The sequence below is a fragment of the Frigoribacterium faeni genome, from assembly GCF_011761235.1.
Taxonomy (GTDB): Bacteria; Actinomycetota; Actinomycetes; order Actinomycetales; family Microbacteriaceae; genus Frigoribacterium; species Frigoribacterium faeni_A.
Genome location: NZ_JAAOYW010000001.1, coordinates 105370 through 132346, shown reverse-complemented (window position 1 = coordinate 132346; position 26977 = coordinate 105370). Strand labels below are relative to the sequence as shown.

General features: G+C 75.4%; 22 protein-coding genes. 9 read left to right on the top strand and 13 right to left on the bottom strand.

The window, feature by feature from the left end:
• The first annotated feature begins 6 nt into the window (after positions 1-6).
• Complete coding sequence (locus FHR78_RS00610; RefSeq protein WP_347877989.1) at positions 7-912, top strand: alpha/beta fold hydrolase; 906 nt, start codon at positions 7-9, stop codon at positions 910-912.
• Complete coding sequence (locus FHR78_RS00605) at positions 909-2003, top strand: glycosyltransferase (RefSeq protein ID WP_166758606.1); 1095 nt, start codon at positions 909-911, stop codon at positions 2001-2003. Before FHR78_RS00610 ends, FHR78_RS00605 begins: the two co-directional genes overlap by 4 nt.
• Here FHR78_RS00605 and FHR78_RS00600 read toward each other — a convergent pair.
• Positions 2000-2638, bottom strand: coding sequence for a histidine phosphatase family protein (locus tag FHR78_RS00600; protein WP_166758605.1), 639 nt, complete (start codon positions 2636-2638; stop codon positions 2000-2002). The two genes, FHR78_RS00605 and FHR78_RS00600, sit on opposite strands and share 4 nt — an antisense overlap.
• Complete coding sequence (locus tag FHR78_RS00595) at positions 2635-3525, bottom strand: Sir2 family NAD-dependent protein deacetylase (RefSeq protein WP_347878080.1); 891 nt, start codon at positions 3523-3525, stop codon at positions 2635-2637. The genes FHR78_RS00600 and FHR78_RS00595 overlap by 4 nt, the downstream gene beginning before the upstream one ends.
• 284 nt (positions 3526-3809) lie before the next feature.
• Between FHR78_RS00595 and FHR78_RS00590 the strand changes: the two genes are divergently transcribed.
• Both FHR78_RS00590 and FHR78_RS00585 read left to right on the top strand, forming a co-directional pair.
• Positions 3810-4649 (top strand): TrmH family RNA methyltransferase, encoded by an 840-nt coding sequence (locus FHR78_RS00590; protein ID WP_166758604.1) that lies wholly within the window; start codon positions 3810-3812, stop codon positions 4647-4649.
• Positions 4646-5902: a D-alanyl-D-alanine carboxypeptidase family protein gene (locus FHR78_RS00585; RefSeq protein WP_347877988.1), complete on the top strand. Its 1257-nt coding sequence runs from the start codon at positions 4646-4648 to the stop codon at positions 5900-5902. The genes FHR78_RS00590 and FHR78_RS00585 overlap by 4 nt, the downstream gene beginning before the upstream one ends.
• Before the next feature lie 77 nt (positions 5903-5979).
• Here FHR78_RS00585 and FHR78_RS00580 read toward each other — a convergent pair whose 3' ends face one another.
• Positions 5980-6768 (bottom strand): SGNH/GDSL hydrolase family protein, encoded by a 789-nt coding sequence (locus FHR78_RS00580; protein ID WP_166758603.1) that lies wholly within the window; start codon positions 6766-6768, stop codon positions 5980-5982.
• A gap of 45 nt (positions 6769-6813) precedes the next feature.
• Between FHR78_RS00580 and FHR78_RS00575 the strand changes: the two genes are divergently transcribed.
• The 5 genes from FHR78_RS00575 (at position 6814) to FHR78_RS00555 (ending at position 12430) form a co-directional block, all read left to right on the top strand.
• On the top strand, positions 6814-8010 hold the full coding sequence (locus FHR78_RS00575; protein ID WP_166758602.1) for an acyl-CoA dehydrogenase family protein: 1197 nt from the start codon (positions 6814-6816) through the stop codon (positions 8008-8010).
• A 37-nt stretch (positions 8011-8047) separates the two neighbouring features.
• Positions 8048-9343, top strand: a complete 1296-nt coding sequence (dinB, locus tag FHR78_RS00570) for a DNA polymerase IV (RefSeq protein WP_166758601.1) — start codon at positions 8048-8050, stop codon at positions 9341-9343.
• Positions 9344-9420: 77 nt separating this feature from the next.
• A complete protein-coding gene (locus FHR78_RS00565) occupies positions 9421-11214 on the top strand; it encodes a DEAD/DEAH box helicase (protein ID WP_166759630.1) in 1794 nt (597 codons plus the stop codon).
• Positions 11215-11237: 23 nt separating this feature from the next.
• A complete protein-coding gene (locus tag FHR78_RS00560) occupies positions 11238-12128 on the top strand; it encodes an MSMEG_6728 family protein (RefSeq protein WP_166758600.1) in 891 nt (296 codons plus the stop codon).
• Positions 12129-12175: 47 nt separating this feature from the next.
• Positions 12176-12430, top strand: coding sequence for a hypothetical protein (locus FHR78_RS00555; protein ID WP_166758599.1), 255 nt, complete (start codon positions 12176-12178; stop codon positions 12428-12430).
• On the opposite strand, the gene FHR78_RS00550 is transcribed toward FHR78_RS00555, so the two are convergent.
• The 10 genes from FHR78_RS00550 to FHR78_RS00505 form a co-directional block, all read right to left on the bottom strand.
• Positions 12379-12984: a hypothetical protein gene (locus tag FHR78_RS00550; protein ID WP_166758598.1), complete on the bottom strand. Its 606-nt coding sequence runs from the start codon at positions 12982-12984 to the stop codon at positions 12379-12381. The genes FHR78_RS00555 and FHR78_RS00550 overlap by 52 nt on opposite strands.
• A 129-nt stretch (positions 12985-13113) precedes the next feature.
• On the bottom strand, positions 13114-13626 hold the full coding sequence (locus FHR78_RS00545) for an adenylyltransferase/cytidyltransferase family protein (protein ID WP_166758597.1): 513 nt from the start codon (positions 13624-13626) through the stop codon (positions 13114-13116).
• On the bottom strand, positions 13623-14921 hold the full coding sequence (locus FHR78_RS00540) for a hypothetical protein (protein ID WP_166758596.1): 1299 nt from the start codon (positions 14919-14921) through the stop codon (positions 13623-13625). Before FHR78_RS00540 ends, FHR78_RS00545 begins: the two co-directional genes overlap by 4 nt.
• Positions 14918-16594 (bottom strand): Wzz/FepE/Etk N-terminal domain-containing protein, encoded by a 1677-nt coding sequence (locus FHR78_RS00535; protein WP_166758595.1) that lies wholly within the window; start codon positions 16592-16594, stop codon positions 14918-14920. The genes FHR78_RS00540 and FHR78_RS00535 overlap by 4 nt, the downstream gene beginning before the upstream one ends.
• Complete coding sequence (locus FHR78_RS00530; protein ID WP_347877987.1) at positions 16591-17400, bottom strand: CDP-alcohol phosphatidyltransferase family protein; 810 nt, start codon at positions 17398-17400, stop codon at positions 16591-16593. Before FHR78_RS00530 ends, FHR78_RS00535 begins: the two co-directional genes overlap by 4 nt.
• Positions 17397-18686: a glycosyltransferase family 4 protein gene (locus tag FHR78_RS00525; RefSeq protein WP_166758594.1), complete on the bottom strand. Its 1290-nt coding sequence runs from the start codon at positions 18684-18686 to the stop codon at positions 17397-17399. Before FHR78_RS00525 ends, FHR78_RS00530 begins: the two co-directional genes overlap by 4 nt.
• A gap of 3 nt (positions 18687-18689) precedes the next feature.
• Positions 18690-22739 carry a LamG-like jellyroll fold domain-containing protein gene (locus FHR78_RS00520; protein WP_166758593.1) on the bottom strand — a complete coding sequence of 1350 codons (4050 nt, stop codon included), beginning with the start codon at positions 22737-22739 and terminating at the stop codon, positions 18690-18692.
• Complete coding sequence (locus FHR78_RS00515; protein WP_166758592.1) at positions 22736-24190, bottom strand: hypothetical protein; 1455 nt, start codon at positions 24188-24190, stop codon at positions 22736-22738. Before FHR78_RS00515 ends, FHR78_RS00520 begins: the two co-directional genes overlap by 4 nt.
• Positions 24187-24795: a hypothetical protein gene (locus tag FHR78_RS00510; RefSeq protein ID WP_166758591.1), complete on the bottom strand. Its 609-nt coding sequence runs from the start codon at positions 24793-24795 to the stop codon at positions 24187-24189. The genes FHR78_RS00515 and FHR78_RS00510 overlap by 4 nt, the downstream gene beginning before the upstream one ends.
• Positions 24795-26447: a sugar transferase gene (locus FHR78_RS00505; RefSeq protein ID WP_166758590.1), complete on the bottom strand. Its 1653-nt coding sequence runs from the start codon at positions 26445-26447 to the stop codon at positions 24795-24797. The genes FHR78_RS00510 and FHR78_RS00505 overlap by 1 nt, the downstream gene beginning before the upstream one ends.
• Positions 26448-26977 lie beyond the last annotated feature (530 nt).

Genomic DNA, 26977 nt, shown 5'->3' with positions numbered 1-26977 from the left:
CGGCCCGTGATCGTCAGAGAGCCCCGTGTCCCGTCGCCGTACCGCCGCCTCCTCGAGGCCGTCGCAGTCCGCGAGGAGGTCGTCCGGGTCGCCGGCAGCGACACGCACTGGTGGTCCTACGACACGCCGGGAGCCGACGACGACAGCCCGGTCGTGCTGGCCGTGCACGGGTTCCGGGGCGACCACCACGGGCTCGAGCCGGTCGTCGCCCACCTGACCGGCGTCCGGGTCGTCATGCCCGACCTGCCCGGCTTCGGCGAGTCCGGCCCGCTCGAGGGCGAGCACTCGGTCGCCGCCTACGCGACCTGGCTGACCGCCTTCGCCGCCGCCGTCGGGCTCGACGAGTCGGTGGTCGTGCTCGGGCACTCGTTCGGCTCGATCGTGGCGTCGGCCGCCCTGGCGGACGGCCTGCGCGCCTCCCGGCTCGTGCTCGTCAACCCGATCGCCGCTCCCGCGCTGTCGGGGCCGCGCGGCGTCGTGACGCGACTGGCCGTCTTCTACTACTGGGCGGGCGCGGCCCTGCCCGAGGCGGCCGGCCTGTCGGTGCTGCAGAACGGCGCGGTGGTCCGGTTCACGAGCCTCGCCATGGTCAAGACCGGCGACCGTGCCCTCCGCCGCTGGATCCACGACCAGCACGACTCGTACTTCTCGCGGTTCGCGGACCGGCGCGTGGTGCTCGACGCGTTCCGCGCCTCCGTGTCGAGCGACGTCAGCAGCTACGCGGCGCGCGTCGGCGTGCCCACCCTGCTGATCGCCGCCGACCGCGACGACATCACGGCGCTGCCGGCGCAGCGTCGCCTGCAGCGGGTGTTCGCCGACGCACGCCTCACGGTGATCGAGGGGGTCGGCCACCTCGTCCACTACGAGAAGCCGCAGGAGGCGGCCGCCGCGGTCCAGGGGTTCGTCGCGTGAGGATCGCGGTCGACTGCCGCTACGTCCGCACCGGCCGGCACGACGGCATCAGCCGCTTCACGGCCGGCGTGGTCGGGGCCCTCGCCGAGCTGACCCGCGACGGCGACGACGTCGAGCTGACGATGCTCGTCTCGGACCCCCGGCAGCTCGACAAGCTGCCGGACCTGCCGCACCTGCTCGTGGGCGACCCGACCAGCCCGCTCGAGCCGCTCGTGGCCCGGCAGGTCGCCGCCGCCCGCCCGGACGTGGTGTGGTCGCCGATGCAGACGATGGGGTCGTGGGGCCGACGACACCGGCTCGTGCTGACCCTGCACGACCTGATCTACTACACGAACCGGACGCCGCCGCCCGAGTTCGCCCTGCCGCTCCGCCTGCTGTGGCGCCTCTACCACCTGGCCTGGTGGCCGCAGCGGCTGCTGCTCGACCGGGCCGACGCGGTGGTCACCGTCAGCCGCACCACGCGCGACGAGATGGCGCGGCACCGGCTCACCCGCCGCCCCGTCACCGTCGTGTCGAACGCGGCGGACCCCGTGGTCGACGCCGTGCCCCGGACGGCGCCGGACGGCCGCGACCTCGTCTACATGGGCTCGTTCATGCCGTACAAGAACGTGTCCGCCCTCGTCAGGGCGCTGCCCCTGCTCGACGGCCACCGCCTGCACCTGATGAGCCGCGTGTCGGAGCGGGAGCGCGCCTCCTTGTCGGCCCTGGCACCGGCCGGGTCGCTCGTGTTCCACGACGGCGCGACCGACGAGGAGTACCGCGACGTGCTGCTGGGCGCGACCGCAGTCGTCACCGCCAGCCGCGCCGAGGGGTTCGGCATCCCGCTCGTCGAGGGCATGGCCCTCGGGACGCCCGCCGTGGTGAGCGACATCCCGATCTTCCGCGAGATCGGCGGCGACGCCGCGCTCTACTTCGATCCCGAGTCGCCGTCGTCGATCGCGGCGGCCGTGCGCCGCCTCGAGGGGGAGTGGGCAGAGCGCTCCGCGGCCTCCGTGCGGCAGGCGTCGCAGTTCAGCTGGGCGGGATCGGCCGAGGTGCTGCTCGAGCTGCTGCTCGCGACGGGACGGTCGCCGAGGAGGCGCGGCCGCTAGTCGCGCGAGCGGCCCTCGAGCGCGTTCTGTCGGTCGAACGCGGCCGACCCGGCCTGCTCGGACTCGAGCTCGATCGGGTCGTCGAACTCGCGGAGCACGAGGGCGTCGTCGCGGACGTCGAAGGAGTGGATCGACCCGTTCCGGATGGGGACGCCGAGGTGCAGGACGTCGTCGCCGGCGACGTGCGTGACCACCGCCCGGATGACGGCGCCGTGCGTCGCGACGACGACCGGCCCCTCGCCCGCCGAGCGCCCGACGTCGACGAGCACCGGCAGCACGCGGGCGAGCAGCTCGCGCCGCCCCTCGCGGCCCGGCACCGGCGTGCCCGCGGGGAAGCGCCGTTCGACCTCGGAGCCCGTCAGCCCCTCGGCGTCGCCGTAGCGGCGCTCGGCCACCGCGGGCACCAGCTCGGGCGCGGGCAGGCCGAGCCGTCGCGCGATGATCGAGCCGGTCTCGGCCGCCCGCGAGAGGGGACTCGCCAGGACGCGCTCGACCCTGCGGCGGGCCAGCAGGTCGCCGGCCTCGGCGGCCTGACGCCGCCCGAGGTCGTTCAGGGGGATGTCGGTCGCCCCCTGGATGCGGCGGGCGCGGTTCCAGTCGGTCTCGCCGTGGCGGACCAGGTACAGCAGCGTCACGAGGCCTCCGGGGCGGCGGGCCCCCGCGGGCCGGTCGGGATCGACGGCGGGGTCGGGCCCGGGGCGGCACGCAGGGTCGCCGCCGTCGCCGAGGCCGCCGCCAGGGGCACGAGGTGCTCGACGAGGGCGCCGAGGGTCTCGGACGTGCCGCCGTCGATCTTCACCGCCGCCCGCGAGTCGCCGTTCGTGTCGCCGCGGTTGACGATGACGACGGGCAGGCGCCGGCGGGTCGCCTGGTCGAGCAGCCGGATGCCCGAGTTGACGACGAGGGACGACCCGACCACGAGCAGCGCCTCGGCGCCCACGACGAGCGACCGGGCCTCGGCGAAGCGCTCGACGGGCACGAACTCGCCGAAGAAGACGACGTCCGGCTTGAGCAGGCCGCCGCAGACCGTGCACGAGGGCACGACGAACGCGTCGATGTCGGCGACCTCGACGTCGCCGTCGGGGGCGAGGCGGACGCTCTCGGGCTCGTCGATCCACGGGTTGTCGGCGGCGAGCCGGGCGGCCACGGTGTCGCGGGCGAACGACTGCCCGCAGGTGAGGCAGACGACGCGGTCGACGGTGCCGTGCAGGTCGACGACGCGACGCGACCCCGCACGTTCGTGCAGGGCGTCGACGTTCTGCGTCACGACGCCGTTGACGACGCCCGCCCGCTCGAGCTCGGCGAGCGCCCGGTGACCGGCGTTCGGGGCGGAGGCGCTGAAGGTCTTCCAGCCCACGTGGCTGCCGGCCCAGTAGCGCTTGCGGTACCGCTCGCTCGAGAGGAACTGCTGGAACGTCATGGGGTTGCGGGGCGGGGCGCCCGCGCCGCGGTAGTCGGGGATGCCGGAGTCGGTGCTGATGCCGGCGCCGGTGAGGACGGCGACGCGACGGCCCCCGAGCACGTCGACGGCCGCCTCGACGGTGTCGCCGCGACCGGCCGAGGAGGCGCGGGCCGGCTGGGCGGGGCCGGCTGCGGCCGGCGGGGTGGCCGGGTCGGTCACGATCGGGTCTCCTTCGGGACGGGTCGACGTCAGCCTAGGGCCGGGGGCTGACGATCCGTCGGGCGCGCCGGGCGGCCGCGGCACGGCGGCCCGGGGGCCGATCGGGAGGGACGTTACCCTGGACCCCGTCCCGAACCTCGTCCCTCCCGCGTCGTCGCCGACCGGACGTCCTGCCCTGGAGCGCCGTGCGCATCACCCGCATCACCGACCTCGACCGCCCCGACCTCGCGGACTACGCGCGCCTGACCGACGTCGCCCTGCGCCGGGTCTCGGAGCCCGAGGGCGGCCTGTACATCGCCGAGTCGAGCAAGGTGATCGAGCGCGCGCTGCGCGCCGGCCACGTGCCCCGCTCGGTGCTGATGACCGAGCGGTGGCTGGCCGACGTCGAGCCGCTCGTGGCCCACCTCGACGGCGAGATCTTCGTCGGCGACGCGGCCCTGCTCGAGACCCTGACGGGCTACCACCTGCACCGGGGCGCCCTCGCGGCCATGCACCGGCCCGCCCTGCCGAGCGTCGAGTCGCTCCTGGCCGGGGCGCGACGGGTGGTCGTGCTCGAGGACATCGTCGACCACACGAACGTCGGCGCCATCTTCCGTGCCGTGGCCGGGCTCGGCGCCGACGCCGTGCTCGTCACGCCGCGCTGCGCCGACCCGCTCTACCGCCGCAGCGTCCGCGTCAGCATGGGCACGGTGCTGCAGGTGCCCTGGACCCGCCTGCCCGAGTGGCCCGCGGGCGCCGACCTGCTGCGCGAGGCCGGCTTCGAGGTCGCGGCCCTGGCCCTGGCCGACGACGCGGTGCCCCTCGACGAGTACGCCGCGTCGGCGCCCGAGCGCGTCGCCCTGCTGCTCGGCACCGAGGGCGACGGCCTCAGCCGCGACGCCCTGCGCGCCTCCGACCGGGTCGTGACGATCCCCATGCTCCACGGCGTCGACAGCCTCAACGTGGCCGCCGCCTCCGCCGTCGCCCTGTGGGCGCTGCGGGTGCCGCCCACGGCGTCCGGCACCGGGGGAGGGGCGGGCTCGTGACCGACGGACCCGACGCGCGGGCCGCGCGCCGCCGGGCCGTTCTGCGCCGACGACGGGCGGCGGTCGCGCTGGTGGTCGTGGCGGTGCTGGCCGTCGGCACGTACCTGCCGCTCACGCTCCTTCGTCCGCTGGCCCCCGCCGCCGCCTCCGCGTCCACCTGGGAGGCGCCTCCCCAGCCGGACGCCGCCCTCTCGTTCCCGGCGTACGGGGCGACCGCGGTCGAGGCGCTGGGCTTCGACGACAGCCTCACGACGAGCGGCGACGCCCAGCCGAGGCCGATCGCCAGCATCAGCAAGGTCGTCACGGCCCTGGTCGTCCTCGACGCGAAGCCGCTCGCGGGCGGCGACGGGCCCTCCGTCACCCTCAGCGCGGCGGACGCCGCGCTCTACGACACGTACCGCGCCGTCGACGGCAAGGTCGTGCCGATGTCGGCGGGCACCGTGCTCACCGAGCGGGAGCTGCTCGAGGTGACCCTGATCGAGTCCGCCAACAACTACGCGACGACCCTGGCGCGCTGGGCGTTCGGCTCGGACGAGGCCTTCGTGGCCGCCGCCTCCGCCTGGCTCGCCGAGCACGGGCTCGGCCAGACGACCATCGTCGAGCCGACCGGCCTGTCGCCCCGGAACACGAGCACCGCCACCGACCTCGTGGCGCTCGGCGCGCTGGCCCTCGCCGATCCCGACGTGGCGGCGATCGTCGGCACCGACGAGACGACCGTGCCCGGTGTCGGCGTCATCGACAACTCGAACGAGCTGCTCGGGCTCGACGGCGTCAAGGGCATCAAGACCGGCACCCTCGACGAGGCCGGCGCCTGCCTGCTCTTCGCCGCGGACCAGACGGTCGCCGGGCGGACGGTCACGGTGGTCGGCGTGGTGCTCGGCGGCGTCGACCACGACGCCCTCGACGCGGACGTGCAGCGCCTGCTGCAGAGCGTGACGGGCCAGTTCCGCACCGTGCAGCTCGCGACCCGGGACGACGTCTGGGCCCGGTACGACCTGCCCTGGGGCGCCTCGGCCCAGGCGGTCGCGGCCGAGGACGCCGAGGTGCTCGTCTGGGGCGACGCGGCGGTCACCTCGTCGGTCGAGACGGACGAGGTCGGGCCCGCCGAGGCCGGCAGCGAGGTCGGCACGGTGCGCTTCGACGTCGAGGGCGACGAGGTCGAGGTGCCGCTCGTGCTCGACGCCGCCATCCCCGAGCCCGGCGCGTGGTGGCGGCTCACGCACCCCCGTGAGGTCCTGGGCCGGGGCGACTGAACCCGGAGGCCGGGCGGCCTGCGCGAGCCGGCCGCCGCCTCCTCGGCCCTCGGCCCTCGGCCGCGGCCTCGGCCGGGCTACTGCCCGTCGCGGTAGAGGACGGTGACGGCGTCGGGGCGCTTCGGCTGCAGGCCGTCGCCCGACGACTGGTGGCGGATGCGACGCACCACCCAGGGCACGAGGTACTCGCGGGCCCAGCCCACGTCCTCCGCACGCGCCTGGCGCCAGGGGCGGCGCTCGAGGGGCTCGGGACGCCAGGGCTCGAGGTCGTTCTCGACGGCGAGGGCGCCGAGCACGGCCCGGGCGATCGTGTGGTGCCCGAGGGGGCTGAAGTGCAGCCGGTCGGGGGCCCACATGCGCGAGTCGCCGAGCTGGCGGAGCGCCCACATGTCGGCGACCACGGCGTCGTGCTTCAGCGCGATGGCGTGCACGTGCTCGTTGTAGATGGCCACCTTGCCGCGCAGCCTGCCGAGCACGGGGGTCAGCCCGATGTCGGGGCCGGTGAAGACGACCACGGTGGCCCCGTCTCTGCGCAGCTTCTCGACGAGGCCGTCGAAGCCCGCCGCGACCTCGTCGGGGTCGGTGCCGGGGCGGATGATGTCGTTGCCGCCGGCCGACACCGAGATGAGGTCGGGCCGCAGCGCGAGGGCCGCGTCGGCCTGCTCGTCGATGATCTGGCGGAGCAGGCGGCCGCGCACCGCGAGGTTGGCGTAGGCGAAGTCGTCCGCCGACGAGCCGAGGACCTCGGCGACCCGGTCGGCCCACCCGCGGTGGCCGCCGGGCGAGCGCTCCTCGGGGTCTCCGATGCCCTCGGTGAACGAGTCTCCGATGGCGACGTACCGCGACCAGGGGTGCAGCTGAGTCATGGCCTCCACGTTACCGCCGAGGACCGACGTGGCTACCCTCGGGGCATGACCGACGGCGCCCGCCCAGCCCCCGCCTCCTCGTGGAGCGCCGACGCGGTGCTGCCGGACGACCTCCTCGAGCGGTTCCGCGCCCGGGCCGCCGGGCACGACCGGGAGGGCTCGTTCCCGCACGACGACCTCGCCGAGCTCCGCGAGCGGGGCTACCTGACGCTGTTCGTGCCCGAGGACGACGGAGGCGCGGGCCTGGGACTCGAACAGGTCGCGGCCCTGCAGTCCCGCCTGGCCACGGCCGCCCCCGCCACGGCGCTGGCCGTGGGGATGCACCTCGTCTGGACCGGGTGCGCGGCGGTGCTGCGGGCGCGCGGCGACCGGTCGCTCGACCTCGTGCTCGCGGACGCGGCCGCGGGCGAGGTCTTCGCCTTCGGCGTGAGCGAGCCGGGCAACGACCTCGTGCTGCAGGACTCGACGACGCGCGCCGAGCCCACGGGCGACGGCGGCTGGCGGTTCACCGGCACCAAGACCGCGACGTCGCTCTCGCCCGTCTGGACCCGCCTCGGCGTCTTCGGCCGGGACGACACCGACCCGGCGGCGCCGCAGCTCGTGCACGGCTTCGTGCACCGGGAGCAGCCCGGCTGGTCGTCGCTCGGCGACTGGGACACGATCGGCATGCGGGCGACGGAGAGCCACAGCACGCGCCTCGACGGGGTCGAGGTGCCCGCCTCGCGCATCGTGCGCCGGCTGCCGGTCGGGCCGAGCGGCGACCTGCTCGTGTTCGCGGTCTTCGCCGTCTTCGAGACGCTGGTCGCGGCCGTCTACCGCGGAGTCGCACGGCGGGCCGTCGAGCTGGCCGTCGACTCGGCGGCGGGACGGACGTCGCTCCGCACCGGGGCGCTGCTCTCGCAGGACCCGGTGGTCCGCTGGCGCGTCGCGGACGCGCGGATGGCGGTCGACGGGATCGAGCCCCAGGTCGACGCGGTCGCGCGGGACGTCGACGGGCTCGTCGACCACGGGGCGGACTGGCCGCCCCTGCTCGTCGGCCTGAAGACCCGGGTGACGGAGACCGCGCGCGCGATCGTCGACCAGGCCGTCGGCGTCGTCGGCGGCGGCTCGTTCCGGGCGTCGTCGGAGCTGGGGCGGCTGCAGCGCGACGTCCTGGCCTCCCGGTTCCACCCGTCGAGCACGGACTCGGCGCACGCCACGATCGCGGCACGGCTGCTCGGGCCCCTCGACGAGCACCGCTGACGCGGGGGATGTCGGCGGTCCGTGTGAGGATCACCGGGTGAGCAAACAGGACGGCAGCGGGCGCCTCGTCACCGCGACCCCCACCGACGACGTGTCGGCGCCCATCCTGCACGTCGACATGGACGCCTTCTTCGCGTCGGTCGAGCTGCTCGACCGCCCCGACCTCGTGGGCAAGCCCGTCGTCATCGGTCACCGTTCCGACCGGTCGGTGGTCACGGCGGCCACCTACGAGGCGCGCAAGTTCGGGGTCAACTCGGCGATGCCCATGGCCCTGGCGCTGCGGCGCTGCCCGCAGGCCGTCGTGCTCGAGCCGCACGGCGAGAAGTACCGGCACTGGTCGTCGAGGGTCATGTCGATGTTCGACGACGTCACGCCCCTCGTCGAGCGGCTCGGCATCGACGAGGCGTTCCTCGACGTGTCGGGCGCGATCAGGCTGATGGGGCCGCCGTGGCACATCGCGACCGAGCTGCGCCGACGGGTGCACGCCGAGACCGGCCTGCGCTGCAGCATCGGGGCCGCCTCGACCAAGTTCGTCGCCAAGCTCGCCTCGAGCGTCTCGAAGCCCGACGGGCTGCTCGTCGTGCCGCACGAGCAGACCATCGAGTTCCTGCACCCGCGCCCGATCAGCGCCCTCTGGGGCGTCGGCGGCAAGACGGAGGAGGTGCTCTCGCGGCTCGGCCTGCGCACCGTCGGCGACGTCGCCACCGCGTCGCTCGACACCCTCGTGCGCGCGGTCGGGCCGGCCGCCGGCGCCAAGCTGCACGACCTCGCCTGGGCCAGGGACCCGCGACGGGTCCACACCGAGACCGAGGAGAAGAGCGTCGGCCACGAGATGACCTTCTCGACCGACGTGGTCGACCCCGACGTCATCCGACGCGAGCTGCTGCGGCTCAGCGACAAGGTGGGGGCCCGGCTGCGGGCCGCCGGCCTCAGCGGCCGCACCGTCGTGCTCAAGCTCCGCACGAGCGACTTCGTCACCATCACGCGGTCGCGCACCCTGGCCGACCCCACCGACCTCGGCCGCCGCATCTACGACGAGGTGCGGGCCGTCTACGAGGCGACGGGCAAGCAGCACGAGCGCATCCGCCTGGTGGGCGTCCGGGTCGAGCAGCTCGGCGCGGGCGACGACGGCGGGCTCTCGCTCGGCCTCTGGGACGACGACGCCGAGTGGCGCGAGGCCGAGTCGACCATGGACGCCCTGCGGGCCCGCTTCGGGTCCGCGGCGCCGACGCCCGCCTCGCTGCTGCGCGGCGGCGGCGCCGACGAGCGGCGTCGGTCGCGACACGACCGCGACCGGCCGGGGCGTGACCGACCGGCCGCCGCCGGCGAGTAAGATCGGGTCGAGTGAGCACAGCGAACGAGCACGACCCGGCCGGGGGTGACGGCACCGGCACCGACGACCAGCTCGACCTGGGCGAGGTCGGCGCGACGGCCGGCAACTCGGCCGCCGAGCACCTCTCCCCGGCGTTCCCCGAGCGGGCCGCCTGGGGCACCGCGAGCAAGCTCCGCGCCTGGCAGGCCGAGGCTCTCGAGCAGTACTTCGCGGCCCTGCCGCAGGACTTCCTCGCCGCGGCCACGCCGGGCGCCGGCAAGACGACCTTCGCCCTGCGGCTCGCGACCGAGCTGCTCTCGCGGGGCGAGGTCGACCGCGTCGTCGTCGTGGCGCCCACCGAGCACCTCAAGCGCCAATGGGCCGACGCCGCCGACCGCGTCAACCTGCGGCTCGACCCGATGTTCAAGAACGCCGACGTGACCTTCGGCCGCCACTACCACGGCGTCGCGGTCACCTACGCCCAGGTCGGGATGAACCCCCAGGTGCACGCCGACCTCACGGCCGCCGGGCGCACCCTCGTCATCCTCGACGAGGTCCACCACGGCGGCGACGCCCTCAGCTGGGGCGACGGCATCCGCGAGGCCTACGGTCGCGCCGCCCGTCGGCTGTCGCTGACCGGGACGCCGTTCCGGTCGGACACGGCGCCGATCCCGTTCGTCACCTACGAGCCCGACGAGCAGGGCATCCGCACGTCCCGGGCCGACTACTCGTACGGCTACGGGCGCGCCCTCGCCGACGGCGTGGTGCGCCCCGTGCTGTTCATGGCGTACGCCGGGCAGATGCGCTGGCGCACGCGCATGGGCGACGAGATGAGCGCCAGCCTCGGCGAGGCCGTCACGAAGGACATCACGGCGCAGGCCTGGCGCACGGCCCTGTCGCCCCAGGGCGACTGGATCCCCGCCGTCCTCTCCGCGGCCGACAAGCGCCTCACCGAGGTGCGACGGGGCGTCCCCGACGCCGGCGGCCTCGTCATCGCCACCGACCACACCGCGGCGCGGCAGTACGCGGCCGTGCTGCAGAAGCTGACCGGCGAGCGGCCGACGGTGGTCCTCTCGGACGAGAAGGCCGCCTCCGACCGGATCCAGGCGTTCTCCGACGGCGACAGCCGGTGGATGGTCGCCGTCCGCATGGTGTCCGAGGGCGTCGACGTGCCGAGGCTCGCCGTGGGCGTGTACGCGACCTCGGCGTCGACGCCGTTGTTCTTCGCCCAGGTGGTCGGCCGCTTCGTCCGGGCCCGCCGACGCGGCGAGACCGCGTCGATCTTCCTCCCGAGCGTCCCCAGCCTGATGGCCCTCGCGGGGCAGCTCGAGCTCGAGCGCGACCACGCCCTCGACCGGCCGGAGACCGCCGACGACGGCATCTTCGCGCCGGAGGAGGACATGATGGCGGCGGCCAACCGCGAGGAGAAGGCCTCCAGCCTGCTCGAGCAGCAGCCCTTCGAGGCGCTCGACTCGCAGGCCTCGTTCGACCGTGTGCTCTACGACGGCGGCGAGTTCGGCACGGGCGGCGAGATCGGCAGCCTCGAAGAGCTCGACTTCATCGGCATCCCCGGGCTGCTCGAGCCCGACCAGGTGCGGGACCTGCTGCGCCAGCGGCAGGCCAAGCAGGCGACGCGGTCGCGCAAGACCGGGATGCCGACCGTGGCCGCGCCCGTGGCCGAGGCCAGGCCGCTCTACCAGACCATCAAAGAGCAGCGGCAAGAGCTGAGCCGCCTCGTGTCGATCTGGTCCCGCGTGTCGAACGAGCCGCACGGGGTCATCCACGCCGAGCTCCGCCGGGTGAGCGGGGGGCCGTCGGTGGCGCAGGCGAGCACCGACCAGATCCAGAAGCGGATCGACGTGCTCCGGGGGCGCATCGGCAACCGCGGCTAGCCGACGCGCCTAGCCTGGCAGGGGTGCAGACGTTCCTCCCGTACCCGGACTTCGCCGAGAGCGCCCAGGTGCTCGACCAGGCCCGCCTCGGCAAGCAGCGCGTCGAGGCGCTGCAGGTGCTGAGGGCGGTGACGCTGCCCGGCTACGGGTGGCAGAGCCACCCCGCGATCGCCATGTGGCGGGGGCACCGGACGTCCCTCGCCGCCTACGCCCTGGCCGTCACGGACGAGTGGATCGCGCAGGGTCACGCCGACACGGTCCGGCCGCAGGTGCTCGAGTTCGCCCCGGCGCTCGACGCCCTGGGCGGTGCGGACGGCGCGGCCGCCGCGCGGGCCGCCGCCCTCGTCGAGGCCGACCTGCCGCTGTGGCTCGGCGACGCCGAGGTCCACCGCAGCCACCGGTCGAAGCTCGTGCAGAAAGAGCCGGAGTGGTACCGCGGCAGGTTCCCCGACGTTCCCGACGACCTCGACTACACGTGGCCGGGGGCCGACCCCGGCACCGAGGCGCCGAGCGACGACGACGCCCTGGCGGCGGCCGACCGGGTCTGGGTCGTGCGGCCCCGATCCGCGGAGACGGGCGACGACTGGCTGAGGGCCGGCGTCGTCACCGTCGCCGAGGCCTCGCCCCGGGGCCGGACGGGCCCGGCCTGGACCGCCCAGAGGGACGCGTTCTCGGAGCTCGCCGAGGGGCAGGAGGTGGCCGTCCCGGACGCGGACCAGCTCACGTTCTCGACCGGGCGCCTCGTCGGGGACGTCGTGGCCGCCCAGGACGACGACCGCGCACCCGTGCTGCTGCGGCGGGTCGAGTGGGACGGACGCGTCGTCGCTCGGCGCGACCTGCCCGACCCGGCGCTCGCCCAGGACACGAGGATGGTGTTCCCGCTCGCCCTGGACCGCGCCCGGGCTCGAGGCTGACCGCGGCGGGCAGGCCGGGCAGCACGCGGCCCGGCTAGCATCGGACGATGCTGGACCGCGCCTCCGTCGACCGACTCTTCGTCCGCTCCGGGCCAGACGGGCCTGCCGAGGCCGTCGTCGAGGCGTTCGGCAGCGGCTGGCGCCTGCGACGCTGGTCGCTCGACGCGGTCGAGCAGGAGTCGCTCGGCGTCTACACCTCGGCCGAGCTGGCCGAGACCGCCTGGTGGCGGCACCTCGACCAGGGACGGGGTCACCGGACCGAGAGCGCGTCCGAGATGCGCAGGCGCCTCGGCGAGGACTGAGCCCGGCGCACCGCGCCGAGGCGGTCCTCCCTGGCCGACGCGGTCGCGGTAGAGGTCGTGGCCGAGGCCGAGGCCGTGGCCGAGGCCGAGGCCGGCGCGGCGTCGACCACCCCCGCGGGGCCTGACCCGGCGAGCAGTTCCACCCCGTCGGTGCCGCACGTGAACACGGCCCGCACCTCGTAGCGGCGCGGTGCCGCCAGGCCCGTAAGGGCCGCCTGCCAGTCACGGTCGGAGGCCGTGGGGCCCCCAGGGCCGACGGGGCCGGGACGCTCGAGCACGAAGACCAGCGAGGCGACGCCGAACTCGGCGGCGACCTCTTCGAGAGCATCGCCCCACCGTTCCACCGCCGGCCCGTCGGGGACCTCGGGGACGCCGTCGAGGGGCACCACCATCGGCAGCTGCACGTCGTCGGCGTCGAGGAACAGCGTCCAGAGCTGCCGTCGCACCGCGACGGGCACGAGGAGCCTGACCCGGGCGAGCAGGTCGTCGGTCGAGCAGAGGCGGGCATGGGGGTCGTGGGGCGCGGCGTCGGGGACGACAGGGGCGTTCTTCATGCGTCGATCGTGTCGCCGCGGGCCGGGCCGCGGGACGTCGTCCACAGTGCCGCGCGCCTCCCCGGCCAGGTCGACCAGGTCGGGGAGGAGGCACCAGCGGGCCCGCTGGGGAGGAGGGGGAGCGGACCGTCAGCGACCTCGGTCCGCGGTCGCCGCCTCCTGCGCCGGCGCCCCGCCCGAGAGCGCCCGCAGCGCCCTGCGCAGGACCGTGCTCGACGTGCTCATCGTGTAGGGGAAGTACACGACCTCGACCCCGACCTCGGCGAACTCGCGCTCGAGTCGCAGCCCCTTCTCGGTGCCGCGCCAGTCGTCGCCCTTGAAGAAGACGTCGAAGCGCAGCTCACGCCAGACGTCGAGCTTGTCGGGCACGGTCTCGGCGTACGCGGTGTCGACGACGTCGATGTGGTCGACGATCTCGAGCCGCTCGGCGAGGGGCACCACGGGCGTGATGCCCTTCGTCAGGGCGAGCATCTCGTCGGACACGACGCCCGCGACGAGGTGGTCGCAGTGCTGCCGGGCGTGCCGCAGCAGGTTGAGGTGGCCGATGTGGAACAGGTCGAAGGCACCGGCCGCGTAGCCGACGCGGCCTGCGCCTCCCGGTCGGGAGGTGGCGGGGTCGAGGAGTTCGGGGGACGAGGTCACGGGGTCACGCTCCGGGGACGAGGGGCCGACTCGGCGAGCACGACCAGGGTGAAGAAGGCGACGAAGGCGCTGCTGGAGTCGACCAGCCCGCTCTCGACGACGCTCCTGATGACGATGAAGACGAACGCGGGCAGGACGGCGCCGAACCCGACGACGCGGAGGCTGGCACGGCCCGCCGTCACGAGGCCGACCACGACCCAGACGGCGAGCAGGGCGGCGCCGACGACGCCCGCCTGCGCGAGCGCGGAGATCCAGCTGCTGTCGAGCACCTGCTCGGCCCAGTACTGGCCGGCGACGGGCACCTGCTTGACGGTGAGCCCGGAGCCGATCCAGCGGCCCCAGGTGGCGGGATCGGCCTGCAGCACGGTGTTCCACGCGATCGTGCGCGAGTTGAGCGTGGCGATGCTCGCGCTGTCGCCGCCCCGCTCGACGACCCGGGTCAGCAGGTCGGTGGTCGCGAGGACCGCGACGACGACGGGCACCCCGAGGGCGACCACGACGGCCACGGACGGGCGGACCCGCCGCGCCGCGACGACGGCCACGGCGACGGCGACGAGCGCCGCGAGGAACGCCGCGCGCGACCCCGTCGTGACGAAGAGCGCCACGAGGACGGCCAGGAGCGCCAGCGACGCCGGCGTCGCCTTCTCGACGAGGAGGCGGTGGACGACCCCGATGAGCGGCAGCCCGAGCAGCAGGGCGATCTCGTTCGGGCTCAGGGCGGGCAGGGTGCCGGCGAGGCGCCCCCCGGCCAGGTAGACCTGCAGCCCCGACAGGGCCGAGACGGCCCCGACGATGCCCAGGGCGAGGAGCAGCGACCGCACCACGACGCGCGGCTCGCTGCGGTGCACGACCGCGACGATCGTCGCCGCGACCATGAGCACCCGGACGACCAGCACCGCGGTCGACGAGGTCAGCCCGGCGGAGACTCCGCCGACGAACGCGATCCCGAGGTAGGCGAGCAGGAACGCGACGGCGACGGGTCCGACCCGGTTGGCGAGGTGCCGGCCGTCGCGTCCCGCGGGCGAGCCCGTGAGGGCCAGGACGAGGGCGACGGCCGCGAGCACGGCCTTCGCCGCGACGATCGGGTCGAGGCCGCCGTCGTAGATCACGCCGGTGCGCCACGGCACGACGGAGGCGACCAGCACGGTCATGACGACCGCCGGGCGCACCAGGTGTCGTGCGGACGGCAGGTCGTCGTGGAGCGCGGTCGCGCCCCGCCACGCCGCCGCGCGCGGCGAGGCCGCGGGCAGGACGACGGGGGCGGAGGCGAGCCGCGAGGGGGAGGGCACGGTCACTCGCCGTCGTCCGCGCCGTCGTCCGTGCCGCGGGCAGGACGCGCCGGGCGGCTCGGCCGCGGGACACGGCCCTTGCCGCGCGGCTTGCGGGCAGGGGCGGCGGCCGGGGCCTCGGCGGGCGACGCCGTCTCGGATGCCTCCCGCACCTCCGTCGCCTTCTCGGCGGGGACGATCGGGGCGGTCGTCGTGAACGGGTCCTGCACCAGACCGGCGATGCTCGTCGGACGGTCGCCCGTCACGCGCTCGCCCGTCGAACGCTCGCCGGACGCGCGGTCGCTCGTCGGGGCGGTCGTGCGGGCGGGGGCGGCGAGGGCGGTGCCCGTGCGGCCGACGTGGCGGAAGTCCTCGTCGCGCCAGGTCGCGCGCAGCAGCACGCGGCGCCAGCGGGGGACGCCGGCCAGGACGACGCCGATCGGCTCGACGTCGAGGCTCATCAGCTCGGCGGCGAGGCTGCGGAGCGACTCGAGGCGCGTGGCCCCGGCCCGCACCACGAGCACGACCTCGTCGGACTCGGAGGTGACCGTCCGCAGGGAGAGCGGCTGCGAGTCCGAGGCCGACTGCACCACGGTCACGTCGTAGGTGCCGCGCAGCTGGGCGAAGAACTGCTCCACGCCGGAGCGCACGAACGACCGGGTCGAGGCCTCGACCACGTCGGGGACCGGCACGCGGTCGTAGCCGGCGAGGTCCGCCTCCGTCAGCTCGGGCAGCGCGTCGACCGGCACGGTCGACGGACGCGACACGGTGCGCGTGTCGTAGTCGGACTGCAGCAGCGCGCAGGTGGAGCCCAGCTCGACGACCGCCCGGGCGAGGCCGCCGTCGACGCCCGCCGCCTCGGCGACCGTGTCGGTGCGGGCCAGGAGCAGCACGCGGGGGAGCTCGCCGCCGCGGAGTGCACGGACGTTCTGCACCGTCTCGCGGAGCGCCGTCCGGGTCGACGCCGAGGCGCCGCGGCCGTCGGGGTCGTCAGAGCGGCGCACGACGGTCGGCAGCTGGCCGACCACGGGCAGGCCCGTGGCGCGGCGCACGTCGTCGACCGTGCTGACGCGCGGGCGGGTGCGGGCGAGGACGATCGCGAGGGCGACGCCCGCCCCGAGGCCGACGAGCAGGCCGAGGAGGCCCAGCACGACCGTGCTCGGGCCGGTGGACGACGTGGGCACCGGGGCGGGCGCCGTCAGGTCGAGCGCGACGGTCTGGCCGTCGGCGCCCTCGGACGACTCGATCTGGTCGACCGTGTCGGAGAGGCGGCCCGCGACGGTGTCGGCGAGGTCGGCCGCGCCGGTGGCGGTGGAGTCGGTCGCGGAGACCAGCAGCACCACGGTGTCGACGGGGTTCGTGACGGCGACTCGCTCGCCCAGGTCGGCGAGCGAGACGCCCTCGGCCTGGGCCACGGGCCCGAGCACCTGGGCGCTCGTGCCGAGCTGGGCGTACGACGCGACCTGGCGGAGCGCGAACGACGAGCGCTCGTCGAGGTTCGACCCGGGCGCGTCGGCCCGGACGAACACGGTGGCCTGGGCGGTGTACGAGGCAGGGGCCACCTGGGACAGCCCCACCCCGGCGGCGAGGCCGAGGACGGCGGCCACGACGACGACCACGAGGTGCTGGGCGACGAAGCGGAGGTAGTCCCCGAGGTCGAGGCGGTCGTCGACGACGACGGCGCGGGCGGTGCTGGTCATGAGGTCCTCATCGGGTCGGTGCGGAGCTCGCGGAACCACTTGGGCAGGGCGAGGAGGAGGTACGCGGCGTTGGCCGCGAAGAGCAGGAGGTAGGCCACCGTGAACGCCCCGGGCCACGCGAGCAGCACGAAGACGAGGCACATCAGGCCGTAGTCGGTCGGGACGACCGCGAGCGAGTAGAGGGTGCCCGTCTGGCGGCGCACCAGCACGGGCGACCCCTGGGCCACCGACTCGGCGCGCCGCAGCTGCTCGGTGAGCACGATGGCGAAGAAGGCGACCGTGGCGACGACCTGGTAGGCGAGGGGCAGCGCGAGGACCGCCTCCCTGCCCTCGGGCTCGCGGATCCACGACGCGAAGACCACGAGGTGCAGCACGGCGATCTTCGTGGCGTCGATGACGTGGTCGAGCCACTCGCCGGCCGGGCTGCCGCCGCCGCGGAGGCGGGCCAGCTGGCCGTCGGCCGAGTCGAGCGCGTAGCCGACGACGAGCAGCAGGGGCACCAGCACGGCGGGCAGCCAGCCGGCGGGCACGGTCGCGAGCACGGCGATGCCCGCGAACGTCGCCGCGGCGCTGACCGCGGTCACCTGGTTCGGCGTCGCGCGCAGCACGTGCGCGGCGGCGGCGGCCCAGCGGCCGAGCCGCCGGTTCACGTAGCGCGAGTAGGCGGGCGCCCCGCTCGACGACTTCTGCGCCGAGGCGAGGGCCGAGAGGGCCGCCCGGAACTCGTGCGGCACGGGCGTCCGGGGCGCGGCCGAGGAGGCGGTCGCCGGCTCGGGACGCGTGGGCGTCGCCCCCAGCCGGGTCACGAGGCCACCGCCAGGTCCTGGCCGTGCTCGCGGTGCAGCTCGCGGGACACCACGGCGCCGATGCGCCGCCGCATCTTCTCGGGCGTGTAGCGCTCCTGGTAGGTCGCCTGGGCGCGGCGTCCGGCGGCCGCGAGGGTGTCGACGTCGAGGCCGGCGAAGATGTCGGCGAGGGCGTCGACGTCCTGGCGGTCGAACAGCCAGCCGGTCTCGCCGTCGACCACCACCTCCTCCGGTCCGCCGCTGCGGCTCGCGATGACCGGACGGCCCTCGCTGAAGGCCTCGAGCGCGACGAGCCCGAAGCCCTCGAGCGTGTCGGTGGGCAGCACGATCGCGTCGGCGTCGCGCACGTACGGGGTGGCGTCGGCGACCTGGCCGACGACGGTGACCGTCTCGGGTCGGGACACGATCGCCGCCACGAGGGCGGGCACGTCCACGCCGGCGCCCACGGCGGGCGGACCGCCGAGGACGACGAGCTGGCCGGGGCAGCCCGCGGCGTTCCAGGCGGTCAGCAGGGTGCTGTGGCCCTTGTGCGAGTTCCAGCGGCTGGCCATCAGGTAGTGGGGGAGGCGGTGCTCGGGAGCGGCGACGAGGTCGCGCGACCGGCGCGGGACGCCGTTGTGGACGACGACGGCACGGTCGTCGCCGTCGAGCCCCGAGCTGCCGAGCACCGAGCGCGACACGGCGACGAGCGCGGTGCAGGCCCGGGCGAGGGGACGGAGCCCCTTGCGGTCGGTGTCGCCCCACGGCTCCTGCAGGTGCCCGACGACGTGCTGGACGCCGGCGAGACGGGCGAGGGGCGCGACCACGAGGCACGCGCTGGTGGCGCAGTAGACGAGGTCGAAGTGCCGGCCCGCGAGCCGCGCCGCGGTCCGTGCGGCGTCGCGGGCGAGCCGCGCGAGGCCGACCGGGCCGAGGTGCGACCGGCGGAGGATCGGCAGCGCGGTGCGCTCGACGCGGGCGCCGAGCTCCCGGAGCTGCGGCCCCAGGGGGCCGACGGCCACGTCGGTGGGCAGCCACACGGTCACGTCGAGGTCGTCGCGGGCGGCGAGCTCGCCGACGACCTCGAGGACGATCCGGTCGGAGCCGTACATCTCGTCGGACGAGTGCACGACGAGCACCCTGCTGCGACGGGCCCCGGGGCGACGCGGGGGCGTCTCCGGGAGGTCCGCCACGTCGAGCAGCCACTGCTCGGCCTGCCGGGGTCCGGGTGCGGCGTCCGCGGTCGCGGACGACGCCCCGGGCGCCCCCGCGCCCCGGTCGGTCGGTCTGGTGGTGTCGAGGGTCATGGGTCAGTCGCCTGCCTTCGTGATGGTCAGGTCGTCCCACGAGGAGACGACGGGTGAGTTGGTGGCCGAGCCGGACAGGTACGAGTGGAAGCCCACGCGCCCTGCCGCCTGGAGCCCGGCCGTGGAGTCGGTCGCGGTCTTGGTCCACGTGGCGGGCTCGGAGCCCGCCGCGGACCAGACCTTCGCCCGGACGGTCGTCGGCGACGTGCCGGTGACCTCGAGCAGGACGGCGATCTTCTGGCCCGGCGCGTACGTCAGGCCGGAGACGACGCTCTCGGTGCCGAGGACCGTCTGCGTGCCGTCGGCCGCCTGGCGGAACAGCGCGACCGCGACGGCGCCGTTGGCGCGGAACGTGACCTTGGCCCGGTAGTCGCCCTGGCCCGTCACGCCTCGGCCGATCACCGACGCGTACACGCCGGCGCCGGTGGGCACCTTGTCGAGGGCCACGGTGACGCGGGTGACCGCGTCGGTGGCCTGCACGCCGCCGAGGTAGATCTGCGGCCCGGAGCCCGCGGCGGCCATCTTGATCTGGCCGGCGCCCTGGGTGGTCGAGAACGACGAGACCGCGTTCGGGGTCGTCCACGCGCCTCCGGCGTCCGCCGTGCCCCAGCCGCCCGTCGTCTGGCGCTCGAAGGCGTCGGCGGCGTAGGCGGTGGTCGCCGGCGGCGTGACCACCGGCGGCGTCACGACCACGGGGGCGGTCACGGTCACCGGCACGGTGGTGCCGGCGGTCGCGCCGTCGTCGTCGGTCACGGTGAGGACGGCCTGGTAGGTCCCCGCCGCGGCGTAGGCGTGCTGCACCGTCGCGCCGGTGCCCGTCGAGCCGTCCCCGAAGTCCCACGCCCAGGAGGCGACGGTCCCGTCGGGGTCGGACGACGCGCTGCCGTCGAAGCTGGCGGTCAGGTCGGCCGAGGTGGCCGAGCCGGACGCCGTCGGGGCGACGTTGGCCGGGGCGGGCGGCGGCGTCACGACGCCGGTGCCGGCGTCGTGGTGCGCCGCGACCTGGGCCGCGGTGAGCGCCGTCGGGTAGACCGAGACCTCGTCGATCGAGCCGGCCACGTAGGAGCTCGACGAGCCCCACGTGACGTCTCCGCCGACGTGCCAGCGACCCGTGTAGCCCTGGGCGCCCGCCTGCGGGTTCGTGCCGACCGCGACGCCGTCGACGTAGAGCACCATGCCCGCGCTCGACTGCGTGGCGACGACCTGGTGCCAGGCGCCGTCGTTGTAGGCGCGGTCGGTCGTGACCGTGTTGGCCTGGCCGGTCCAGGTGCCGAACACGATGCGGCCGTCGTCCTGCAGGTACACGTGCCGGTCGTAGTTGCTCGACAGCCCCTGGGCGGAGTCGCCGTAGCCGATCAGCTTGCCGCCGGAGGTGCTGGTCGTCGAGAACCAGAGCTCGGCGCTGTACGTGCTGGGGGCCGGGGCCTCCTGCACCTGCACGACCTGGCCCTGCTGGCCGTCGAGGCCGAAGGCCGTGCCGGTGCCGCCGAGGGCGCCGGGGACGCCCTTGGTGACGCCGCCGGTGATCAGGCCCGCGTCCGGCGAGGGCGTCGTCGAGACGGCGGTCGAGCCCGTGCCGGTCTCGTCGAGGCGCCAGTAGAGCGACGGCTGGTCGGTCGTCACGGCCTTGCCGTAGGCGTCCGTCGGGGGAGCGGGGACGCTCGAGGTGCGTCCCGAGGCGACCCAGTGCCCGTCGACCTGGCCGGGCGTGAGCACGGTCGGGTAGACCGCGACGTCGGCGACGTCGCCGGTGAACCAGTCGCTGCCCGAGTTCGGCCAGCCGCCGTTGGAGTCGCCGCCGACCCGCCAGTAGCCGGAGTAGGCCTGGCCGCTCGTCACGTCGCCGCGGGCGGCGACCTTGACGCCGTCGATCGACAGGCTCATGCCGGCCGAGCCGAGGCTGGCCGTGGCGAGGTGCCACTGCCCGTCGTTGAGGCCGGGGCCGCTCGACACGGTGGCCGTGTAGCCGGGGTAGACCCCGAAGGTCACGCGTCCCGCGCCGTCCATGTAGACGTGACGGTCGTAGCTCGACGAGTTGCCGGTCTGGCGGTCGCCGAAGCCGACGATCTTGCCGCCCGACGTGCTCGTCGTGCGGAACCACGACTCGACGGTGAAGGTCTGCGGACCCTCGACCGACGCGTTCGCGGCGACCGTCGAGTCCTGCTGGCCGCCGAACGAGGCCGCGGTGGTGCTGACCGGGCCCGACCGGCCCCGCGTCACGGCGTCCGTGGCCGTGGCGTCCGCGAACCCGACGTGGTCGTACACGGCGGAGCCGGAGGCCTCGCCGAGGGTCCACAGGCTCGTGGCGCCGTCGGCGGCCACGGCCTTCTCGTAGGGGTCGCCGGCCGACGACGACACGGTGACCGCGTCGGAGCGCGAGCCCGTGAACGTGTTGCCGGCCGCGTCCGTCACCGACACGCGGTACGTGTGGCTGCTGCCGGGCGCGACGCCCGTGTCGACGAAGCCGAGGGTCGGGAGGCGCCAGAAGCGGGAGTCCGCCACCTGCGTCGCGATCGGCGTCGTGCCGGAGTCGCGGAGCAGCTGGTAGGTCAGGCTGCCGTCGTCGTAGTCCCAGGTGGTGGGGAACGAGACGCGGACGGTGCCCGAGGCCAGCGAGAGCCCGGTGGGCTTCATCGGCGCGTACTGCGGGGCCACCTTGTTCGGCGCCGTGTCGCGGGTGGCGAAGGTGGCGAGGCCCTCCTGGGCCTTGCCGTTCACCTGGGTGAACTCGCCGCCCATGACGAGGTACTTCCCGGTGCTCGACGACGTGCCGAGCGACCAGCCGCCCTGGAACTGACGCGTGTACGACCCGGAGTTGACGGCGGGGTACCAGGGCAGCTGGGTCGGCGTGGCCTGGCCCGAGTAGATGCTGCCCGAGCTGGGCCCGGCCTGGTCGGTGCCGGTCGCGGCGATCGTGTTGGCGGTCGCGCGCTTCCAGACGCTCGGCGACTGCTCGGCGAACGCCCCGACCGAGGAGCAGTCGTGCGAGTGGGAGACCGCGTAGGCGACCTCGCCGATGACCGCGGTGCCGTAGCTGGCGCCGTAGCAGTTGTCGAGCCAGACGAGGGCGCCGGTGTCGAAGCGGGTCGCGAAGCGGCCGTCGAACCAGTGGCCGCCCTCGCCGTTCCCGGTCGCGTAGACGACGCCGTCGACGAGGGTCATGTCGGTGACCCAGGAGCGGTTCGTGCCCTGCTGGGGCGTGATCGGCTTGGCCTCGAAGGGCTGGATCGCCCCGGTCGAGCCGTCGACGGCGCCGATGCCGACGATCGGCTGTCCGCCGAGGGTCTGGAACCGGCCGCCGATGACGACGCGGCTGTCGTCGGGCGCGGCCACGACGGCCTGGGTGATGTTGTCGGTGCCCGGGTTCCAGGCGGTCAGGGCGCCGGACGCGGCGGTGAAGGCCGCGGCGTTGGCGCGGGCCTTCGAGCTCGCGGTGCCGAACGAGCCGACGACGTAGACCGTCGTGGCGGTGGGCGCGATGCCCCAGACCGACCCCGAGATGGACCCCGAGAACGAGGTCTTCAGGGCGCCCGTCGAGACGGTGAACGCGGCGATCTTGCTCTTGGCGACGCCGCCGACGGTCGAGAAGTCGCCGCCCACGTAGAGCGTCGCCTTGTCCGGCGACACCTCGACCGACCGGGCCTGGGCGCTGAGGTTCGGGTTCCAGGGCAGGATCGCGCCGGTCCGGACGTCGAACGCCATCGCGTTGTTGCGCGTGACCTCGTTCTGCCCCCGGGCGCTGCCCGACGGGCGGGCGGACGTGAAGGCGCCCACCGCGTAGGCGGTGTTCCCGACGACGGCCGTGCTCCAGACGACGCCGTTGATCTGCGGGGTCGGCAGGACGTCGGAGCTGACGGTGGCGGTGCCCGCGGCGGCGGCGCTGCCGGCCGGGGTGCTGCTGGTGTAGGCACCGGTGACGGTCATGCCGGGGACGGCAGCCGTCGTCGCCGCCGAGGCGGCCGAGGGCGCCCAGGCGAGGCCCGTGGCCACGAGGGCCGTGAGGGCGAGGACGCCGACGGCCGAGCGGGCCGTTCGACGAGGGGTGGGGGTCATGGTCGTGTCTCTCGGGTCGGGTGTTCGGATGAGGGGTGTTCGGGGCGGAGCCGGCTCGCCAGGGCGAAGGACCGGTCGTCGAGGAGGCGGTCGTCGTCCTGGTCGTCGTCCAGGTCGTCGGCGCGGGTCGACGACGCCGGCCCGGCGCCGGACGAGCCCGGCCGGTCGCGGGCCGGCACGGCGTCGCCGAGGCTGAGCACGACGCGCCGCACGAGCAGGCCGCCGAGGACGCTGCCCGTGCAGAGCGCGAGCGGGACCGCGGCCGGCGGGGCGCCGACGCCGAGCACGGCGACGGCCGCGGCGAGCGAGAAGAACGAGTCCGCGACGCGGACGGCGAGCACGCGCCCCTGGCCGCCGCGCACGGCGGCGAGCGACCCGTAGGGCGTGACGGCGGCGACGCTCACGGCGTAGGCGGCCCACGCGGCGACGGCGACGGTGTCGAGGGGCCGCCCGGCCACGAGCTCGCCCGCGACCGGTGCGAGCAGCACGGCCACGGCGCCGACGGCGAGGGCGCCGACGAGCAGCCGCAGGACCGCGCGGTCGGCCCGGCGCACGAGCGTCCGGGTCGGCACGGCGTGGGCGACCGCGAAGGTCGCGAACAGGTACGTCGACAGCCCGCCGACGAGCAGCAGGACGGGCGCCACGAAGACGCGGGCCGCCTCGAGGTCGCCGGTCGCGGCGGTGCCGACGAAGAGCACGACGAGGAGGCGCGTGACCGTCAGCAGGGACGGTCGCACCACGGCCTGCGCGGCCCGCAGCGAGCCGTAGGCCGCCACGATGCGCACCCCGCTGTGGCCGGTGGCCCAGCTCGGGGCGGGCGCCGCCGAGCGACGCGGCCCGGCCAGGAGGAGGGCGACGACGAGCGCGACGGCCTGGCCGGCCGCGAGGGCGCCGAGCGGGAGGGGCAGCCCGGTCGTGCCGCCCGCGGCGAGCACGCCGGCGACGGCCAGGAGCGCGCCGAGGCCGGAGAGGTCGACGACGACGAGGCGCCAGAAGCGCAGCTGCGCCATGAGCAGACGACGAGCGACCTCCTCGGCGGCGAAGGCGCCGGCCGCGAGGGCGAAGAGCACCGCCTCGACGGGCTCGAGCACGCCGGACAGGCCGATGACGACGCCCGCGACGGCCGGGGGCGCGAGGCACCAGACGGCGGCCCAGGCCCAGAGGCCGCGTCGCACGTCGGCCGAGCCCCGGTCGAGCACGGTGAGCGAGTCGCCGACGAAGCCGCTCGCGAGGGCGGCGAACACGACGACGACGCCGTAGAGCACGGCCCAGACGCCGAAGTCGGACGGTGCGAGCAGGCGGGCCGCGACGATCTGGCCGGCCAGCCCGAGCAGGGCCTGGGTGCCCTGTCCGCCGAGCGCGCCCAGCACGTGGACGCGGCGACGCGGACGGGGCGCGACCGGCGGCGCGGTGCGTGCGGGCCCGCGCCCGCCGTGGGTGGTGGCGGTCATCGGGGCAGGCTCCCCGTGAAGGTGGCCGGCGCGTGGACGCCGTCCAGGTCGAGGTACAGCGTCGCCTCGTCGCGGCGGTCGTCGGGGACGACGAACGCGTAGCGGGCCGTGACGTCGTCGCCCGCGGCGACGACGCTGTCGAGGTCGGCGACGTCGACGTCGTCGTAGAGCGGCGCGGCCGGGACCACGTCGGAGCCGGCGCGGAGGCTCGGCACGACGCTCGTCAGGTCGACGTCGGCGTCCGTGCCGTTGTGCACCGTCACCGAGAAGACGACGAACGGGGCCCCGGTGACGACGCCGGCGCCCGTGGAGGTGACGGTGCCCTGGTCGACCGCCTCCGTGCGGACGGTCAGCCCGTCCGCGTAGTCGACGGTGCCGCCGAAGGGCGCGGGGTCGGCCGCGACGCGGTCGTCGGGGGCGGTGACGCCGTCGCGCTCGACGACGGGCGCCCCGGTCTCGGTGGTGACGTAGGCGGGCGCGTCGATGCCGCCGGCGGTCGCCGCGGCGTCGGGCGCGCTCGTGGCGACCACGACCCCCACGACGACGGCGGCTGCCGCGACGACCAGGACGCCGGCCCCGGAGAGCAGGGCGGTGCGGCGGCGCATCAGTAGGCCCCTTCGTGACGGAGCAGCACCCGGACGGTGCGCCACATGATGACGAGGTCGGCGGTCAGCGACCAGTTCTCGACGTAGTACAGGTCGAGTCGGACGCTGTCCTCCCAGCTCAGGTCGCTGCGGCCGTTGATCTGCCACATCCCGGTCAGGCCCGGCTTGATGTACAGCCGGCGGTGGACGTGGCGCTCGTAGTCGGCGACCTCGCGGGGCAGGGGCGGACGCGGGCCGACGACGCTCATCTCGCCGCGGACGATGTTCCAGAGCTGCGGCAGCTCGTCGAGCGACCACTTGCGCAGCACGCGGCCCACGCGGGTGACCCGGGGGTCGTGGCGCATCTTGAACAGCGGTCCGGCGCCCTCGTCGGCCGTCCCCAGGCCGCCGAGCAGCTGCTCCGCGTCGACGACCATCGACCGGAACTTGAGCATCTCGAAGGTGCGGCCGTCGCGGCCGACGCGACGCTGCCGGAACAGCACGGGGCCGGCGCTGTCGACGCGCACGGCGACGGCGAGCACGAGGAGGAGCGGTGCCAGCACCAGCAGGGCGCTGCCGGCCAGGACGACGTCCGAGAGACGCTTCATCGCGTGGCGCGGCCCGTCGAACTCGGGCAGCTCGACGTGCATCAGGGGCAGGCCCTCGACGGGGCGGAAGTGGATGCGCGGCCCGGCGACGTTGGTCAGCCGCGAGGCGAGCACCAGCTCGGTGGCGCGGCCCTCGAGCGACCAGCCCAGGTCGCGCAGCCAGTCGCGGCCGCGGCCGGCGTCGCCGGCGACGATGACGCTCTCCGCGCTGAGCCGCCAGACGGCCCGCGGCACGTCGTCGAGCCCCGCCACGACGGGCACGACGCGGTCGCCGATGACCACGCCGGACGCGTCGGGCTCGTCATCCGTGAGCACGGCGCCCACGACGTCGTAGACCGCCCCGCTGGTGGCGTCGATGCGGTCGACGACGTAGGCGATGTCCTCGCGGCTGCCGACGACGACGGCGCGCGAGAGGTAGTGGCCGGCGCCCCGCTGGGCCTCGAGCCACCGTCGCATGGCCCAGCGGCCGACGACGAGCCCGGCGCCGCCGACGGGCAGCGCGACGAGGAAGTACTCCTGGCCGCCCACGTGGCCGGTGACCGAGAACCAGACGGCCACCACGACGAACGCGAGGACGCTGGCGCTGCCGACCCGCTTGTACTCGAGCACGCCGCTGCCGACCACGGCCAGGTCGCGGCTGCGGTAGAGGGCCAGCGCGGCCGTCCAGACGACGGCGACGACGAGGGGCAGCCAGAGGGCGGCGAGCACCCCGTCGACGACGGCCGACGGCGACCCGGCGCCCTGCGAGACGAGGTCGTCGACGACGTCGACCACGGCGGCGGCCACGACGCTGGCGAGGACGACCGCGGTGTCCGTCACGCGGAGACGACGGCGGTAGCGGAGCGCCCAGCGCGCACCCGTCACCGTCTCGGCGGCACGGCCGACGAGGGGGGAGGAGGTGCGGGCCGGGTCGGCGACGACCGCCCGGGGCACGGCACGGACGGCGTCGACGGGCTCGCCGGCCGGACGGGCGGGTGCGACCGGGGCAGGGGCGGCCGGGGTGGCCGTCCCGGCGGGGCGGCCGGAGTGGGAGAGGGTACGGAGGGACGACGGGCTGCTGGGCATGGGGACTCGTGCTCGGGTAGGCGACGAATGACACCGGCGCCGTTTCGGGCGGCGTCGGGCAACGGAACAGCCGTCCGGGCGAGTTTCGGGTTCGTCCGGACGACGAGGGTCGACGGGCGTCGTGTCGTCCGGCTGCCGCGGGTACGGCAGCACGGCGTCGACGGACGTCGTGGGCGACGCCGACGTCGGGTGGTTCGTCGGCGGGGCCCGTTCGGGTTTGGTCGTGCAGTTCGGGTGGAGCGGTTCGGGTGTGGCTCTCGTGGGCGGTGGGTGCCGCCTTCCGGTGGTATGAACTCTAAGTCGGGGCACCCCCCGGGAGGGGACCCCCCGTTCGGGGGCTCGGCTGCCCCCCGCACGTGGGACACGTCGGGCACTCACCCCGGGCGGGGTACGGACGCCCCCGTCGGGGCGGCCTCGACCCGAGTCGCACGAGGTCCGGACAGGCTCTCCGTGGCCGAGGCGGCGCGCATTGCCCGCCTGTCACGAGAACAGCCGGTCAGAGCGGCATGCGGAGCGGGCGGCGACCCGCC

Coding starts and splice junctions, on each gene's coding strand:
- FHR78_RS00580 (WP_166758603.1), bottom strand. CDS start 6,768: ATGACTCAGCTGCACCCCTGGTCGCGGTACGTCGCCATCGGAGACTCG.
- FHR78_RS00575 (WP_166758602.1), top strand. CDS start 6,814: ATGACCGACGGCGCCCGCCCAGCCCCCGCCTCCTCGTGGAGCGCCGAC.
- FHR78_RS00555 (WP_166758599.1), top strand. CDS start 12,176: ATGCTGGACCGCGCCTCCGTCGACCGACTCTTCGTCCGCTCCGGGCCA.
- FHR78_RS00550 (WP_166758598.1), bottom strand. CDS start 12,984: ATGAAGAACGCCCCTGTCGTCCCCGACGCCGCGCCCCACGACCCCCAT.
- FHR78_RS00535 (WP_166758595.1), bottom strand. CDS start 16,594: ATGACCAGCACCGCCCGCGCCGTCGTCGTCGACGACCGCCTCGACCTC.
- FHR78_RS00525 (WP_166758594.1), bottom strand. CDS start 18,686: ATGACCCTCGACACCACCAGACCGACCGACCGGGGCGCGGGGGCGCCC.
- FHR78_RS00520 (WP_166758593.1), bottom strand. CDS start 22,739: ATGACCCCCACCCCTCGTCGAACGGCCCGCTCGGCCGTCGGCGTCCTC.
- FHR78_RS00515 (WP_166758592.1), bottom strand. CDS start 24,190: ATGACCGCCACCACCCACGGCGGGCGCGGGCCCGCACGCACCGCGCCG.
- FHR78_RS00510 (WP_166758591.1), bottom strand. CDS start 24,795: ATGCGCCGCCGCACCGCCCTGCTCTCCGGGGCCGGCGTCCTGGTCGTC.
- FHR78_RS00505 (WP_166758590.1), bottom strand. CDS start 26,447: ATGCCCAGCAGCCCGTCGTCCCTCCGTACCCTCTCCCACTCCGGCCGC.